Source organism: Shewanella sp. KT0246 (assembly GCF_019654955.1).
Classification (GTDB): Bacteria; Pseudomonadota; Gammaproteobacteria; order Enterobacterales; family Shewanellaceae; genus Shewanella; species Shewanella goraebulensis.
Genome location: NZ_BPEV01000031.1, coordinates 41655 through 56814, shown reverse-complemented (window position 1 = coordinate 56814; position 15160 = coordinate 41655). Strand labels below are relative to the sequence as shown.

Here is a 15160-nt window from a genome sequence, read left to right as displayed (position 1 = left end):
AACGCTTTTTTATTTTCTCGAAATACATCAAGAAAAAATAAATAGTGGTATCCCCTAGGGGATTCGAACCCCTGTTACCGCCGTGAAAGGGCGGTGTCCTAGGCCTCTAGACGAAGGGGACCCGGACTGCATTAGACTCTGCAAAGAGTGAATAACTCATTAAGTTCTGTAGGCTAAAACTTAACGCTTTTTTATTTTCTCGAAATACATCAAGAAAAAATAAATAGTGGTATCCCCTAGGGGATTCGAACCCCTGTTACCGCCGTGAAAGGGCGGTGTCCTAGGCCTCTAGACGAAGGGGACCCGGACATATTGTTTTACTTCTAATATAACGAAGACCTATAAGTAACACTTTAGAAGGCTGTTAAAGTGAAACCGCCGTGCTCTTAATAAAATAGCGCGGTGTCCTAGGCTCTCTCTTCTTTTAATCGAAGGGGATCCGGACTGCATTAGACTCTGCAAAGAGTGAATGACTCATTAAGTTCTGTAGGCTAAAACTTAACGCTTTTTTATTTTCTCGAAATAAATCAAGAAAAAATAAATAGTGGTATCCCCTAGGGGATTCGAACCCCTGTTACCGCCGTGAAAGGGCGGTGTCCTAGGCCTCTAGACGAAGGGGACCCGGACTGCATTAGACTCTGCAAAGAGTGAATGACTCATTAAGTTCTGTAGGCTAAAACTTAACGCTTTGATTTAAGTATAATTGGTGGAGCTACACGGGATCGAACCGTGGACCTCTTCGCTGCCAGCGAAGCGCTCTCCCAGCTGAGCTATAGCCCCTCAACTATACTTAATGCATTTGGACATACTGCGATAAATAATCACGTTGTGTCTCAACTGCGAGGCGCATTCTATGCAGCCTCGCCAAAAGTGTCAACTCGTTTTTTAAGAATTTATTCTATCTGCTACAAATTCAATCGCTTTGGATATTCTTTGTTCGCAACGAGCCTTTCCAACCAAAAATAAGGTTAAATCTACAGCAGGTGACATACCAGCGCCTGTAACGGCTACACGTAAAGGCATTCCGACTTTACCCATTCCCACTTCAAGTTCTGCAGCAGTATCTTCAATTGCTTGATGTATAGCTTCAACTGTCCACTCAGGAAGTGCAGAAATTTTTTGTTGAATGAGCTTTAATGGCTCCATGGCTACGCCACGTAAATGCTTTTTAGCGGCATTTTCGTCAAAAGCATCGAAGTCTTCGTAAAAGTAGCGGCTAGAAGCTGCTAACTCTTTCAAGGTTTTTGCTCTTTCAGATAATGCAGTAACAACTTCAGCTAATGCTGGGCCATTTGCTGTATCAATTTTTTGGTCATCCATATGCCATTGAAGATGTGTTGCAACATATTCTGGAGCAAGCTCTTTAATGTAGTGTTGGTTTAACCAATTTAACTTTTCAGTATTAAAGGCAGAAGCAGCTTTATTGATATCGTCTAGTTTGAATAACGAAATCATTTCATCCATCGAAAATACTTCTTGGTCGCCATGTGACCAACCTAAACGTACAAGGTAGTTAAGAAGTGCTTCTGGCAAGTAACCATCATCACGATATTGCATTACACCAACAGCACCATGACGTTTAGAGAGTTTTGCGCCGTCATCACCTAAAATCATCGATACATGAGCATATTCAGGAACTGGTGCACCTAATGCTTTAAGGATGTTAATTTGGCGAGGGGTGTTGTTGATGTGGTCTTCTCCACGAACAACACAAGTAATACCCATATCCCAGTCATCAACTACAACACAGAAGTTGTAAGTCGGCGTACCTTCTGTACGGGCGATAATTAAGTCATCTAATGTGTCATTAGCAAATTCGATACGACCACGTACGTGATCATCAAACACAACACTACCTTCGGTTGGGTTTTTGAAGCGAATAACAAATGGCTCGTCAGTATCACGAGGTTCAAGATCGCGACAGCGGCCGTCATATTTCTGTGATTCGCCATTTGCTGCTTGTTCTTCACGCATTGTTTCAATACGTTCGCGAGAACAGTAACACTTATAAGCAGTACCTTGTTCAAGCATTTGAGCGATGATTTCGTTGTAACGATCGAAACGTTTAGTTTGGTAATAAGGACCTTCGTCCCAAGTTAGTCCTAACCATTCCATTCCTTCAAGAATTGCTGCGCAAGCTTCAGGAGTTGAACGTTCAATATCAGTATCTTCTACACGTAAAACAAACTCGCCTTGGTTTGCGCGGGCATAAAGCCAAGAATAAAGTGCCGTACGAGCACCACCTACATGTAAAAAGCCTGTTGGGCTAGGAGCAAAACGCGTCTTAGTTGTCATAATGGGACACTGACCTATTTTCAAAACGTCTATATAAAGACTGATATAATTAAGTGGCCGATATTCTATACCCAAACCACCTTGTTATGCGAGTTTCACTATTGATAATTTAAACTGCGTCAATTAAGCAGAGCCATAATGAACATCATAAGCAAAAAAACTATAGCCAAAGAAAGTGCTAATTGCTTACTTAACCACAACTCGGGCTAATAGATGCATATCAAACTGCTCGTTGCACATCTAAAAGTGCTGAATTCTCTTGCTTGCTATTGATATGCAAATTGGCCTAGCTATGAGACCAAAGCTCAAGTTTGAAACTAGGCAGTTGAATATTGGCTATTTAAATCTCACTTATTCAACTCTTAACCCGAAATGAGGTTGCTTATAAATTGAAATTTTAAGGTTAAGAATGAGTAAAGTGGTCGATTAAACTTTGACTGAACCTCAAATCAGCCAGGTGAATCCATTTAGTTGCTTTTTGGACTGTTGTTTCTTTATTAATAGCTAAAGCAATAAATAGGTTCGATTAATTAAATGACTGAACAACTTTTGATACATGCATGATGAATTTACGCTCAATGTTATTCGAAATAACCATTGTAGTGATAGAAGGCCAGAGGAAAGGATAAACAATTTTGTATTCTAAGCAGTCTATTTCATCATTCATGGCCTTTAAAGCGTTTAACAATTCAACAATCCGCACGTTTTTACCACGGCTAAGCTTTTTAAATGAAAAAGTCGTTGACAGTATTTCGTTGCTCCCTATAATACGGCCCCACACAGCGAGGTCGATTAGCTCAGCTGGGAGAGCACCTCCCTTACAAGGAGGGGGTCACTGGTTCGAGCCCAGTATCGACCACCATTCTATATTTATAGAGAATTAAATCATTGTGTAAATCCCAGGTCGATTAGCTCAGCTGGGAGAGCACCTCCCTTACAAGGAGGGGGTCACTGGTTCGAGCCCAGTATCGACCACCATTCTTTTCATGAAGAATTAAAACATTATGAAATCCCAGGTCGATTAGCTCAGCTGGGAGAGCACCTCCCTTACAAGGAGGGGGTCACTGGTTCGAGCCCAGTATCGACCACCATTCTTTTCATAAAGAATTAAAACATTATGAAATCCCAGGTCGATTAGCTCAGCTGGGAGAGCACCTCCCTTACAAGGAGGGGGTCACTGGTTCGAGCCCAGTATCGACCACCATTCTTTTTATAAAGAATTAAAACATTATGAAATCCCCAGGTCGATTAGCTCAGCTGGGAGAGCACCTCCCTTACAAGGAGGGGGTCACTGGTTCGAGCCCAGTATCGACCACCATTTCTTTTGCTTTACCTCATTAAATTCTCAAATCTGATTTATACTCCAACAGTTCATTTTTTCTGTTCAATTTTACTGTGTTCTACACTTTTTGTTTTCAGAACCTATCACTCATCCTTTTTGTAAAGTATGAGCAAATCTTCATGAACCAGAGTTTTTAACGATAAAGCTAGTCTATATCCACTCTGCATATTGTTGTTTAAACCATAAAAAAGCCGTTCAATGATTACATTGAACGGCTTTATAAACTTAATTTAAGCTTAATCGATCCCTAAGAACCCACCTGTTTGATGTGCCCATAACTGTGCGTATATCCCACCAGATTTGATTAATTCTTGATGCGTACCTTGTTCAACTATTTTGCCTTTATCTAATACGATCAATCTGTCCATTGCTGCAATAGTTGATAAGCGATGGGCAATAGCAATTACCGTTTTACCTTGCATCAACTCATACAAACTTTCTTGAATCGCAGCTTCAACCTCAGAATCTAACGCAGATGTCGCTTCATCAAGTAAAAGAATCGGCGCATTTTTAAGTAATACACGTGCAATTGCGATTCGTTGACGCTGGCCGCCCGATAATTTAACCCCGCGCTCACCCACTTGTGCATCTAAGCCGGTATTACCGAAAGGATCGGATAAGTCTTGAATGAACTCGCTGGCTTGAGCTTGCTCAATTGCGGCCATTAACTGCTCATCTGAAGCCGTTGGGTCACCATAAAGTATGTTTTCACGGATTGAGCGATGTAGTAGAGAAGTATCTTGGGTAACCATGCCAATCATTGAACGTAATGAGTCTTGGGTGACATCGGTAATTTTTTGATCATCGATGGCAACATGGCCTTTTTCGACATCATGAAATCGCATGAGTAAGTTAACTAATGTTGATTTACCGGCACCAGAACGGCCAACTAAGCCGACTTTTTCACCCGCTTTGATATTGAGATTTAAATCGTTAATCACCCCAGAATCTTCACCATAGTTAAAGCTAACATCATTAAAATCAATTTTACCATTATCGACGATGATATCTTTGGCATCAGGCTTATCTTCAATTTCAATAGGCTTAGATAACGTGTTCATTCCGTCGGTGACAGTACCGATGTTTTCAAATAAAGAACTAATTTCCCACATGATCCATTGCGACATACCATTTAGCCTTAAGGCTAAACTCACCGCAATAGCAATCGCGCCTACGGTAATTGCGTTGTCTGCCCAAAGCCAAATTGATACTGCAGCAATTGTGAATGCCAACATGTAGTTAATGGCTTGGACTAATACGTTGATGATGGTGACAAGACGCATTTGGCCATAAACCGTGTGTAAAAAGCCCATCATACTGTCTTGTGCGTAATCAGCTTCTTGCTTGGTGTGAGAAAACAGCTTAACAGTCGCAATATTGGTGTAGCTATCCACAATACGTCCTGTCATTGTCGAACGCGCATCGGCTTGCTTTGCTGAAATAGCTTTAAGTTTAGGTACTAATTTCCATTGAATTGCGACGTAAGCAAATAACCATATCAGCATGGGCAACATTAAGCGTATATCTGCGCTGGCGATCATGACTAGCATTGAGGTGAAGTAAATCAGGATATACATCAATACATCGAGTAATTTCATCACTGTCTCACGCACAGCTAATGAGGTTTGCATCACTTTAGTAGCGATACGGCCTGCAAAATCGTCTTGATAGAACGAAATACTCTGCTTAAGCAAATAACGATGAGCTTGCCAACGAATCGCCATAGGGTAATTACCCAATAAGGTTTGATGGACGATAGAGGCGTGTAGCCAAACTAATAGAGGGATCACAACCAGCACGATAATTGACATGCCGATTAAGGTATTGCCTTCATCTTGCCATAAGGTTTCAGGGTTTTTAGTCACTAGCCAGTCAACTAATTTCCCCATAAAGCCAAATAAAGAGACCTCTAAAACGGCCAAAGATGCAGTTAACATCGACATGATAATCAGATGCTTTTCAAACCCACGAGTGTAATGACGGCAAAAAGCATAAATGCCTTTTGGGGCTTGGGATGGTTCTTCTTGAGGAAGGGGATTGGTTAACGATTCGAAAAATTTAAACATCAACAGCTCAAACAAATATTAGTTATTGCTAGGATACCGTAACTTGTGAACTAAGTGTTGAATTGATTATTACAATTCATGGTCAAAAGAATCATCATTGAGTTCCGTTTTCCGCTAGTGAGTACGGTTAACTTTGGTTACAGTAGATTTACTTTAAGTTGTTGTGAGCGAACCTAAGCCGTTATGAAGACTTCTAATATTAATGAAACCAATAGTTCGAATGAACTGAGTTTGGCTTCATTAACTCACGATACTGCACCAAATCAAGGTTCTGTGAATTGTCATTTGTCAGACGATGTTTGCAGGCAGGCAAGATTAAGCCGTGATGCTCGTTTTGATGGTCGCTTTTTCATTGGTGTTAAAACTACTGGTATTTTTTGTCGTTCTATTTGCCCAGCATCGCCCCCTAAAGAACAGAATGTGGTTTATTTTGATTCAGCTATTAAAGCGGCAGAAGCAGGGCTCAGACCATGTTTACGTTGCAGACCAGATAGTGCGCCGCAATCAAATGCATGGCAAGGAACGAGCACCAGTTTACAAAGAGCTATTCGTTTAATTGATGGTGGTTGTCTGAGTGGCGAGCACGCTGAGTCATTGACGGATTTATCTTCTCGTCTTGGGATAAGCTCTCGCTATTTGAGTCAGCTGTTTAACAAACAACTCGGCACTTCTCCTAAAAAATATGCGTTATATCGTCAACTGATGTTCGCAAAACAGTTGTTACATCAGACCCAGCTTTCAATGACCGATGTCGCTATGGCGGCAGGTTTTAATAGTATTAGGCGTTTTAACGAAGTATTTAAGTCCCAATTGCAATTAACCCCCTCGCAATTAAGGCGCTCAAATACCGCTAAAACAGGCGAATCAAGAGGTAAAGCTTGCTCACATCGCCCGCAAACTAGTCCGCAAGGGATTAATTTACTGTTGGATTACAGGCCGCCTTTTCAATGGCTTCAAATGTGGAGGTTCTATCAATTACGTGCGGTTGAAGGTATGGAGTGGCTTAACGAAAAAACGCTGTCTTATGGCCGCAGCTTTACGGTGATGCTTGACGACAAATTAATTAGAGGCACATTTGAAGTCGCTCCGGTTAACGCAAAAAATCAGCTTTCATTGAACGTACAATTTGAAGAGCAACAACACATAGGCTTCTTGTATCAAATCGTACAATACGTACGCAAGTTACTCGATTTAGATGCCGATATGGATGTTATTGAAGCAGCGTTTGAGCCATTGGTGTCTATGGGGATGACTGTGTCATCAGGACTGAGGATCCCAGCCACCGCATCAGTATTTGAAGCGGGTTGCCGCGCAGTACTTGGTCAACAAGTGAGTGTGATTCAAGCCAGTAAATTATTAAATGTATTAGCGGTTAATTATGGTGATAAAAGCACCATTGGCCAACGGGAAGTGTTGTTTTTTCCAACTCCCAAACAAGTGGCTGAAGCAGGACTTGATGAGTTTAAAATGCCGGGGGCAAGAAAGCGTGCTTTGAAAGGACTGGGTCAGTTTGTTACACAAAGCCCGTTAGCGTCACCTGAAACTTGGATAGAGGTTAAAGGAATTGGTCCTTGGACGATAGCTTACGCTCAAATGCGCGGCGAAAGTAACCCTAACATTTTTCTTGGTGGTGATTTGGTCATCAAGAACAGAGTTAAAGCCTTAATTGTCAAACAAGATGCTATGAAAGGCTTAGACAGGGAATTTACTCCAAAGTTATATCAACAACTAGTTGAGCAAATTAGTCATCAAGTGAGCCCATGGGGCAGTTATTTAACCTTTCAATTATGGAAAAACGATGAAAATTAATAATCATCCACCGATATACCAACAGGTTATTAGTAGCCCTGTGGGAAACCTTAAATTGCAAGCATCAGAGTATGGTTTAACTCATCTACAGGTGCTGCAAGACTCTGTTGCCAATGACACTTTAACAAATGCTCAGCAGCAAACAGGTGGGGTTGCAGATGCATTTGTAACAGAGTCATCTGCAATTGAACCATCTGTAGTTGAGCGAGAGCGGGCTAAAGCTTATGTGACTCAGGCGGTAACAGAGTTAGGCCAATACTTTAAAGGCGAACGGCAAACATTTGATGTAAAACTTGCTGCTAAAGGCACTGAGTTTCAGCAGCAAGTGTGGCACGCGTTAACTGAATTAAACTTTGGAGAAATTTGCAGTTACGCCGCGATTGCTGACAAAATAGTACGCCCCAAAGCAGTAAGAGCTGTAGGCGCTGCAAACGGCGCTAACCCGATAGCGATTATTGTTCCTTGCCATCGAGTTATTGGTAAAAATGGAAGCTTAACAGGTTATGCCTATGGGCTTGAGATGAAGCAATATCTTTTAAACCTAGAAGGTGTAAATACTGAAAAGTGACATGTTATTTTGATTGATGTTGCTCGAACATAAAAACAACATTGGTGAGATTTCATCAATCAATCTTCAACTTAAGTGACCCAAAGTCGTCCATAAATTACATTCAGCCCAAAAATTGCGCAAAGCATGCGCAATATCGCTAACTTAAGCTGCTCAAATAAGCTAAAATAACCACCAAAGTTATATTCAATTTTTAATTATATTTGAGCATCCTAATTTAATGACATCAGCTAATAATTCACCTGAAAACTTGCAAAAGAGTGCAACTGATTTTGCCGAACTGGGTTTAATCGCACCGATCACTAACCGACTTGCGGAAATGGAATATAAAACGCCAACGCCTATTCAGGAACAAGCGATTCCAAGTGTGATTGCAGGAAAAGATTTATTAGCGGGTGCCAATACAGGTTCAGGTAAAACAGCGACATTTGTGTTGCCTATTCTGCAAAAAATTCATCGAGCTCAATTAAGTACTAAAAAAGACAAAGGTAATTTTGTTTCTGCTTTGGTGCTAGTGCCGACCCGCGAACTTGCTAAACAAGTTGCTGACAGTGTTAAGTCTTACGCGGTTTATTTTAACGGTGCTATTAAGTCGACGGCTGTATTTGGTGGGGTATCTGCCAATACACAGATGTTAGCGCTTCGTGGCGGTACCGATGTGTTAGTCGCGACGCCTGGACGATTACTGGATTTGATTTCAAGCAATGCCATTAAGCTTGATAAAGTTGAAACACTCGTACTTGATGAAGCAGACAGAATGTTAAGTCTTGGCTTCACTGAAGAGCTTTCAGCCTTGTTGGCGTTAATGCCGCAGAAAAAACAAACTTTGTTATTTTCTGCCACTTTCCCAGAAGAAGTTCGCACACTGACAGATAGCCTGCTGCAAGAGCCTGTCGAAATTCAGCTTCAAAGCGCAGATGCCAGTACTTTGGTGCAACGGGTATTTACGGTAAACCGAGAAAAGAAAACTGCATTACTTGCTGAGTTAATTAAGCAAAATAAATGGCGCCAAGCGCTGATTTTTGTCAATGCAAAAAACAGCTGTAAGCATTTAGCCGACAAATTATCAAAGCGCGGGATTACCGCTGAAGTATTCCATGGTGATAAAGGTCAAGGCGCGCGAAACCGTGTATTAGATGGCTTTAAAGCCGGTGATATTGAAGTGTTAATTGCCACAGATATTGCTGCACGTGGATTAGACATTGAAAAGTTACCTGTTGTGATTAACTTTGATCTTCCACGAAGCCCTGCTGATTACATGCACCGTATTGGTCGTAGTGGTCGTGCGGGTGAAGTGGGTTTAGCGTTATCGCTAATTGCCCATGCTGATTATCATCATTTTGGCATCATCGAGAAAAAGAACAAAATTCGCTTAGAGCGCGAAACCTTTGTTGGATTCGAGCCTGATGAAGAAATGCCAGATGATGAGTTCGCTGTAGAAAAGCCGATGGCAAAACCTGCCGGAACAGGTAAGAAAAAGAAGAAAAAACAAGCCCCTGTGAATGTCGATATTTGGGCTGGTAGCTCAAACAAAGACGATACTAAGTAGCGATTTTTAACAAAATCTCAGACTATAAACTCAGAGGTTTAAGACTCTAAGATTTAAGCTGCAAAGTTTTAAATTGAAAAGATTTAAATCACTGGCGTTAGACTATTTTGAATAACACCAACAGTTAATACATCCAAGTAATAGATTAAGAGTAACCATCAAATATGAAGCAGTTATTTTGGTTAGTAGATGGAGTCATTGCTGGTCGCAGTGGCCCAAATAAAGATGAATGGAATCTAGCTGAACTTAAAGCATCAGGGATTGGAGCAATCTTGTCGCTCAATAACGGCGAAGGTGTCGACAAAGTAGAGTTAGACACTTTAGGACTTCGCTATTTATGTACACCTTTTTCTAGAAATATTCCGCCGCAAGAGGGCGATGTTGCAATTTTCACTGAGCAAGCACCTAAAGCGCTCGCATTTATTAGGCAATGTGAAGCTGACAACATCCCTGTATTAATCCATTGTCGTTCAGGAAAAGACCGAACGGGCATTATGATGGCCTATTATTTAATGGATAATGGGGCAGCTCCCGTTCATGCTGTTAGCCAAGTTCGCTGTATTCGTGATATAGCTTTTAGTTCTGAAGGCTGGGATCAACTGGTGTTTGATGTGCTGTACGCATTGCAAGATTAAAAAACTGGTCGTATGTTATTAAACTAGTTGGTGAGATTAGTTTATTAGACTAGTTTGAAAGATAGGTTTTAGATTAGCTTAATTGCTACAAAAATAATAATTCAGGAAAGGGAACCTTGATGCTTAAAAATAAATACATATTACTGCTTTGCTATGTGTTTGCTTTTATCGTGTCGGGGTGTGCCTCTAAGGTAGAATTTGAGCCCCTTGAAAAGCAATATAAGCTTATTCCGCCAACCGATACATCCCTTGCCACCTATATCAACTCTCAGAAAAAACCAAACTTAACAGGCATTAAAGCCTTATCAGATGGTATTGATGCATTCATAGCAAGGCTGGCGATGATTGATAGCGCGCAAAAGAGTGTTGATCTGCAATATTACATCTATCGGAATGATGAAACAGGGAAAATGCTCACCTTGTTTTTATATAAAGCAGCTGAACGGGGAGTCAGAATCCGTATACTTTTGGATGATCTGACGACTGCTAATCATGATGATGGCTTAATGGCTATTGCTAATCATCCCAACATTTCTATTAGGCTATTTAATCCATCATACGAACGTCATTATCGTGGTTTAGCCTTCTTAAGCGATTTTGGTCGTATGAACCATCGGATGCATAATAAATCATTGACCATTGATAATTTAGTTACCATCGTTGGCGGACGAAATATTGGAGATGAATATTTTTCTGCTAATGAAAATGTTGAGTTTGGTGATTTAGATGTGTTAGCAGTTGGTCCTGCTGTGGATGAAGTTTCTACACAGTTTGATACCTATTGGAACTCCGAGCAGGTGCAAAGCATTCAACAACTTACCGATGCTAATGAGCTCAATTCTGATCTTGAGATGTTGAAGCTCAAAGCGGCAGAGTTCGAAGCGACATTAACTGAGAGTGAGTATGCCAAACGTCTTGAAAGCAGTCGTTTGATTGAGAGACTTAAAAATAAAACGCTTGATTGGTATTGGGGAAAAGCACATGTGGTGTTCGACCCACCCAATAAGCTTGAACAAGGGCGAGAAGATGGCATTTTACTTGATGATTTGGCTTATTTTTTTAATCAAACTCAGAAAAAACTGTTAATTGTATCGCCTTACTTTGTCCCTGGTGATGAAGCTACTAATGAGTTAATTAGTGCAGTTAAAGAAGGAAAGCAAATAAGCATAGTCACCAATAGCCTTGCAGCGACCGATGTTCTTGCTGTGCATGCAGGTTACCAACAATATCGACAAAAGCTAGTAGAAGGTGGCGTTAAAATTTATGAGGTTCGAGGCGATCCAACGGAAAAAAAATCGAGTTGGAAAGGAAGCAGTAAAACCAGTTTACACGCGAAAACCTTTGTTGTTGATGAGGACGTTATCTTCGTAGGTTCTTTTAATTTTGACCCACGTTCAGCATTAATTAATACTGAAATGGGTTTGGTTATCGAAAATCAACAATTTGCACATGATATTTTAAATGGAATTGCCATTACAGCAGATGAAAAAGCCTATGAGCTCAGCATTGAAGATGGTGACTTAGTCTGGTTAGATAACTTTAATGACAAAGTTATTTATGCTGAACCTGGTGCAGGTTTTTGGAGAAAGTTTTTTGCTGATTTTTTATCATTATTGCCTATAGAGTCACAACTTTAAGCTTAGTATTCAATATACTCTCTTGCTTGGTTTGCTATGTTATATAGCCTGTGATTTACTGATTTCAATATGTTTTTCGGATGAGTATATGAAGAGTAAAGCTAGCCAATCCCAAGGATTACTCCTATTTCATTTATCGCATACTCAGCAGTTTGCACTTGGTACACTTAAAATTCGTGAAATAGTCCCTTTTACCGCACTATCAAGTATTCCTCAGTCTCATCCAATGATCCTCGGCGCGGCAAATATTCGCGGTAATACTATTGCAGTTATCGATATGGCTGGTGCAATCGGGTTCAGACCTATCGATAAAAGTGAGCAAGATAAATGCTACATTATCATCACAGATTGTCAGCGAATGGTGATTGGCTTTTTAGTCCGTGGTATCGATAAAATCATTGAATGTAATTGGCGAGATATTGAAGCGCCAGCCTCAAATTTAGGCCACAATGTTTTTCTAACCGGGGTGACTAGACTAGATGACCGGTTAGTTCAGTTGTTAGATGTCGAATTGTTAATGGCAAAAATTTTTCCACAAGATCCTGCGACTAACCGCGCTATTTTAACTGATGTGCAGCGCGAACAATTAAAGCCCAAACGCATTTTGTTAGTGGATGATTCTAAAGTTGCTCGAAAGCAGTTATCAGATGCGCTGGATTCAATTAACATTGCATACGATGTTACTTCAGATGGGCATGATGCATTAGCTATCATGCAGCAAGCTGCTAATGACCAAAAGCCTGTGAATATCCTTGTGAGTGATATTGAAATGCCAGGACTTGATGGCTATGAGTTAGCCTTTGAGGTTAAAAATAACCCTGATTTAGCCAGTGCTTACATTATTTTGCATACTTCATTGTCTAGTGAAATTAGTGTTAGTCAGGCAAAACAAGTTGGCGCTGATGAAGCATTAACCAAATTTGATGCTCACGAATTGATCGATGCGATGCTTCGTGGGGTAAAATAGAAACGACCATATGATTTAACGCATTGAATCATAATTAGTCACATGTTGGCTAAATGTGGTTTGTTTGGTAATAGCGCGTAATATTAGTACATCATTTCCCCCCTAGACTAGACTTTAGCCAATTCATCCGATATATACCTATCAGAGCTTATTAAAAGCCGTACAAATATTAGAGCTTACTAAAAGCCATAAATATAATAATCATAGGTCAAGCAATGAATCAAAATCCATCTCTGTTAGCGCGAGTCGCTAGCGGTAGCTTAGTGCTACAAATTCTCGTCGGTATTGTTCTGGGTGTTATCCTGGCAACTTTCTCAACTTCAGCTGCAACACAGGTATCTTTTTTAGGTAGTTTGTTTGTTGAAGCGTTGAAAGCCGTCGCGCCAATCTTAGTGTTTATTCTCGTTGCTTCATCGATAGCGAATCAAAAGAAAAATACTCAGACAAATATGCGTCCTATTATTGGCTTGTATTTAGTCGGTACTTTAGCAGCGGCATTAACAGCTGTGGCATTTAGTTTTGCATTTCCAACAACATTACTGTTGGCTGGCGGTATTGAAGGTTCTAACCCACCACAAGGCATCGCTGAAGTATTAAATACTTTGCTATTTAAAATTGTAGATAACCCTGTGAATGCCTTATTCACAGGTAACTACATTGGTATCTTGGCTTGGGCTGTGGGTCTTGGGATTACCTTGCATCATGCAAGTGAGTCGACTAAGAAAGTGGTATCTGATTTAAGTGATGGCGTAACTAAAATTGTTCGTTTTGTTATTCGCTTTGCCCCTATTGGTATCTTCGGTCTGGTTTCGGGCACGATTGCGGCTACAGGTTTTGATGCACTAGCAGGTTATGCACAGTTGCTAGGTGTGTTGGTTGGTGCAATGCTATTTATTGCATTAGTGGTTAATCCAATCATTGTGTACTTGAAAATTAGACGTAACCCTTATCCATTGGTACTTAAGTGTTTACGTGAAAGTGGTGTTACAGCGTTCTTCACTCGTTCAAGTGCGGCGAACATTCCTGTCAACATGGCCTTATGTGAAGAATTAAAGCTTCATAAAGACACTTATTCAGTATCAATTCCGTTGGGTGCAACCATTAACATGGGCGGTGCGGCGATTACCATTACTGTACTGACTCTTGCTGCTGCGAATACACTAGGCATTCAAGTCGACTTTCTAACTGCGGTGTTATTGAGTGTAGTAGCGGCAGTTTCTGCATGTGGCGCTTCAGGTGTTGCAGGTGGTTCATTACTACTTATCCCATTAGCATGTGGTTTATTCGGTATCTCGAACGACGTCGCCATGCAAGTGGTTGCTGTGGGCTTCATTATTGGTGTGGTTCAAGACTCAGCTGAAACCGCGCTTAATAGCTCAACTGATGTGGTATTTACCGCAGCGGCTTGTGAAGCTGCAGAGAACAAAGCCAATAGTTAAATATTGGTTTTGAACCGATATAAAAAAGCCGCTCATTGAGCGGCTTTTTCTTGTTTTTAAACTAAGTTACTGATTTTTAACTTAATCGCTGATATCTACCGCTTAGTCACTAAAAGGGTGCTTACTGAAAAAAGTACGTTGCTTTTGAGTGTAAGGGTGAGTAATCGTTAGCATTTGCGCATGTAAACTGAGTCTGTCTCGTAATGCTACAGTGGCTTCGTCTGCATAAAATGCATCGCCTAAGATCACGTGATTGAGTGCAAGCATGTGAACGCGAAGCTGATGAGTTCTTCCTGTTTCTGGCATTAACTTAACTAAAGTATGCTCGGCATGTCTTTCAATCACTTCATAATGAGTGATTGCCGTTTTACCTTGCTCTGAAACAACCTGAAAAGGTGGATTAGTTTTGTCGGCTGCCAGTGATAAATCAACAATACCAGTGTCACTTTCAATTTGTCCCTTAACTTCTGCGATATAAACCTTTTTGGTTTTACGATCTTGAAATTGGGTTTTTAAGTGAGACTCAGCTTTTTTATTGCGAGCAAATACCATAATACCTGAAGTGTCACAGTCTAAACGATGTACTAAGATGGCTTCAGGAAATAGCTTCTGAACACGAGTGATTGCACAATCGTGCGTTGCAGGTGCTTTACCTGGGTTCGCTAGCAATCCTGCAGGCTTATTAATAACAATGATATCTCGGTCTTTATAGCGGATATCGAGCCAAGGAATACTAGGTGGTTGGTAATCAAAAATTTGCATGAAGTCGCATCGGTTTACAAAAATAGTGGGGTATTTTAGCAAAGATTTGGCTGCGAGTATTGATTAACACGCAGCAATTAGGTTTTAAGTA

At 40.7% G+C, this 15160-nt stretch carries 10 protein-coding genes and 9 tRNA genes; 12 read left to right on the top strand and 7 right to left on the bottom strand.

The features are described from left to right. Positions 1 to 45: 45 nt before the first annotated feature. The 5 genes from K5Q58_RS15440 to gltX all read right to left on the bottom strand — a co-directional run bounded on the left by K5Q58_RS15440 (position 46) and on the right by gltX (position 2295). A tRNA-Glu gene (locus K5Q58_RS15440) sits at positions 46 to 121 on the bottom strand. 106 nt (positions 122 to 227) lie between these two features. Next, a tRNA-Glu gene (locus K5Q58_RS15435) sits at positions 228 to 303 on the bottom strand. Between the two features lie 242 nt (positions 304 to 545). Next, a tRNA-Glu gene (locus K5Q58_RS15430) sits at positions 546 to 621 on the bottom strand. Positions 622 to 704: 83 nt separating this feature from the next. Beyond that, positions 705 to 780 (bottom strand) — tRNA-Ala (locus K5Q58_RS15425). Positions 781 to 885: 105 nt separating this feature from the next. Next, the gene (gene gltX / locus K5Q58_RS15420) at positions 886 to 2295 is read right to left on the bottom strand and encodes a glutamate--tRNA ligase (RefSeq protein ID WP_220754799.1); all 1410 of its coding nucleotides are present in this window, start codon (positions 2293 to 2295) and stop codon (positions 886 to 888) included. A 786-nt stretch (positions 2296 to 3081) separates the two neighbouring features. Between gltX and K5Q58_RS15415 the strand changes: the two genes are divergently transcribed. The 5 genes from K5Q58_RS15415 (at position 3082) to K5Q58_RS15395 (ending at position 3613) form a co-directional block, all read left to right on the top strand. Continuing rightward, positions 3082 to 3157: transfer RNA gene (locus K5Q58_RS15415), tRNA-Val, on the top strand. A 40-nt stretch (positions 3158 to 3197) separates the two neighbouring features. Next, positions 3198 to 3273 (top strand) — tRNA-Val (locus K5Q58_RS15410). A 37-nt stretch (positions 3274 to 3310) separates the two neighbouring features. Continuing rightward, a tRNA-Val gene (locus K5Q58_RS15405) sits at positions 3311 to 3386 on the top strand. Between the two features lie 37 nt (positions 3387 to 3423). Beyond that, positions 3424 to 3499, top strand: a tRNA-Val gene (locus K5Q58_RS15400). Positions 3500 to 3537: 38 nt separating this feature from the next. Beyond that, positions 3538 to 3613: transfer RNA gene (locus K5Q58_RS15395), tRNA-Val, on the top strand. A 260-nt stretch (positions 3614 to 3873) separates the two neighbouring features. On the opposite strand, the gene K5Q58_RS15390 is transcribed toward K5Q58_RS15395, so the two are convergent. Continuing rightward, positions 3874 to 5703, bottom strand: a complete 1830-nt coding sequence (locus K5Q58_RS15390; RefSeq protein ID WP_220754798.1) for an ABC transporter ATP-binding protein — start codon at positions 5701 to 5703, stop codon at positions 3874 to 3876. A gap of 183 nt (positions 5704 to 5886) precedes the next feature. Between K5Q58_RS15390 and K5Q58_RS15385 the strand changes: the two genes are divergently transcribed. The 7 genes from K5Q58_RS15385 to sstT all read left to right on the top strand — a co-directional run bounded on the left by K5Q58_RS15385 (position 5887) and on the right by sstT (position 14307). Next, positions 5887 to 7512 (top strand): DNA-3-methyladenine glycosylase 2 family protein, encoded by a 1626-nt coding sequence (locus tag K5Q58_RS15385; RefSeq protein WP_220754797.1) that lies wholly within the window; start codon positions 5887 to 5889, stop codon positions 7510 to 7512. After that, positions 7502 to 8080 (top strand): methylated-DNA--[protein]-cysteine S-methyltransferase, encoded by a 579-nt coding sequence (locus K5Q58_RS15380; RefSeq protein ID WP_220754796.1) that lies wholly within the window; start codon positions 7502 to 7504, stop codon positions 8078 to 8080. The genes K5Q58_RS15385 and K5Q58_RS15380 overlap by 11 nt, the downstream gene beginning before the upstream one ends. Before the next feature lie 220 nt (positions 8081 to 8300). After that, positions 8301 to 9629: a DEAD/DEAH box helicase gene (locus tag K5Q58_RS15375; RefSeq protein ID WP_220754795.1), complete on the top strand. Its 1329-nt coding sequence runs from the start codon at positions 8301 to 8303 to the stop codon at positions 9627 to 9629. A gap of 164 nt (positions 9630 to 9793) precedes the next feature. Next, a complete protein-coding gene (locus K5Q58_RS15370; protein ID WP_220754794.1) occupies positions 9794 to 10264 on the top strand; it encodes a dual specificity protein phosphatase family protein in 471 nt (156 codons plus the stop codon). 119 nt (positions 10265 to 10383) lie between these two features. Then, positions 10384 to 11901 carry a phospholipase D family protein gene (locus K5Q58_RS15365; RefSeq protein WP_220754793.1) on the top strand — a complete coding sequence of 506 codons (1518 nt, stop codon included), beginning with the start codon at positions 10384 to 10386 and terminating at the stop codon, positions 11899 to 11901. A gap of 88 nt (positions 11902 to 11989) precedes the next feature. Then, positions 11990 to 12868 carry a chemotaxis protein gene (locus tag K5Q58_RS15360; RefSeq protein ID WP_220754792.1) on the top strand — a complete coding sequence of 293 codons (879 nt, stop codon included), beginning with the start codon at positions 11990 to 11992 and terminating at the stop codon, positions 12866 to 12868. 215 nt (positions 12869 to 13083) lie between these two features. Beyond that, positions 13084 to 14307, top strand: coding sequence for a serine/threonine transporter SstT (gene sstT, locus K5Q58_RS15355; RefSeq protein ID WP_220754791.1), 1224 nt, complete (start codon positions 13084 to 13086; stop codon positions 14305 to 14307). Between the two features lie 102 nt (positions 14308 to 14409). On the opposite strand, the gene K5Q58_RS15350 is transcribed toward sstT, so the two are convergent. Next, entirely contained in the window at positions 14410 to 15069 is a 660-nt protein-coding gene (locus K5Q58_RS15350; RefSeq protein WP_220754790.1) for an RluA family pseudouridine synthase, read from the bottom strand. Between the last annotated feature and the right edge of the window lie 91 nt (positions 15070 to 15160).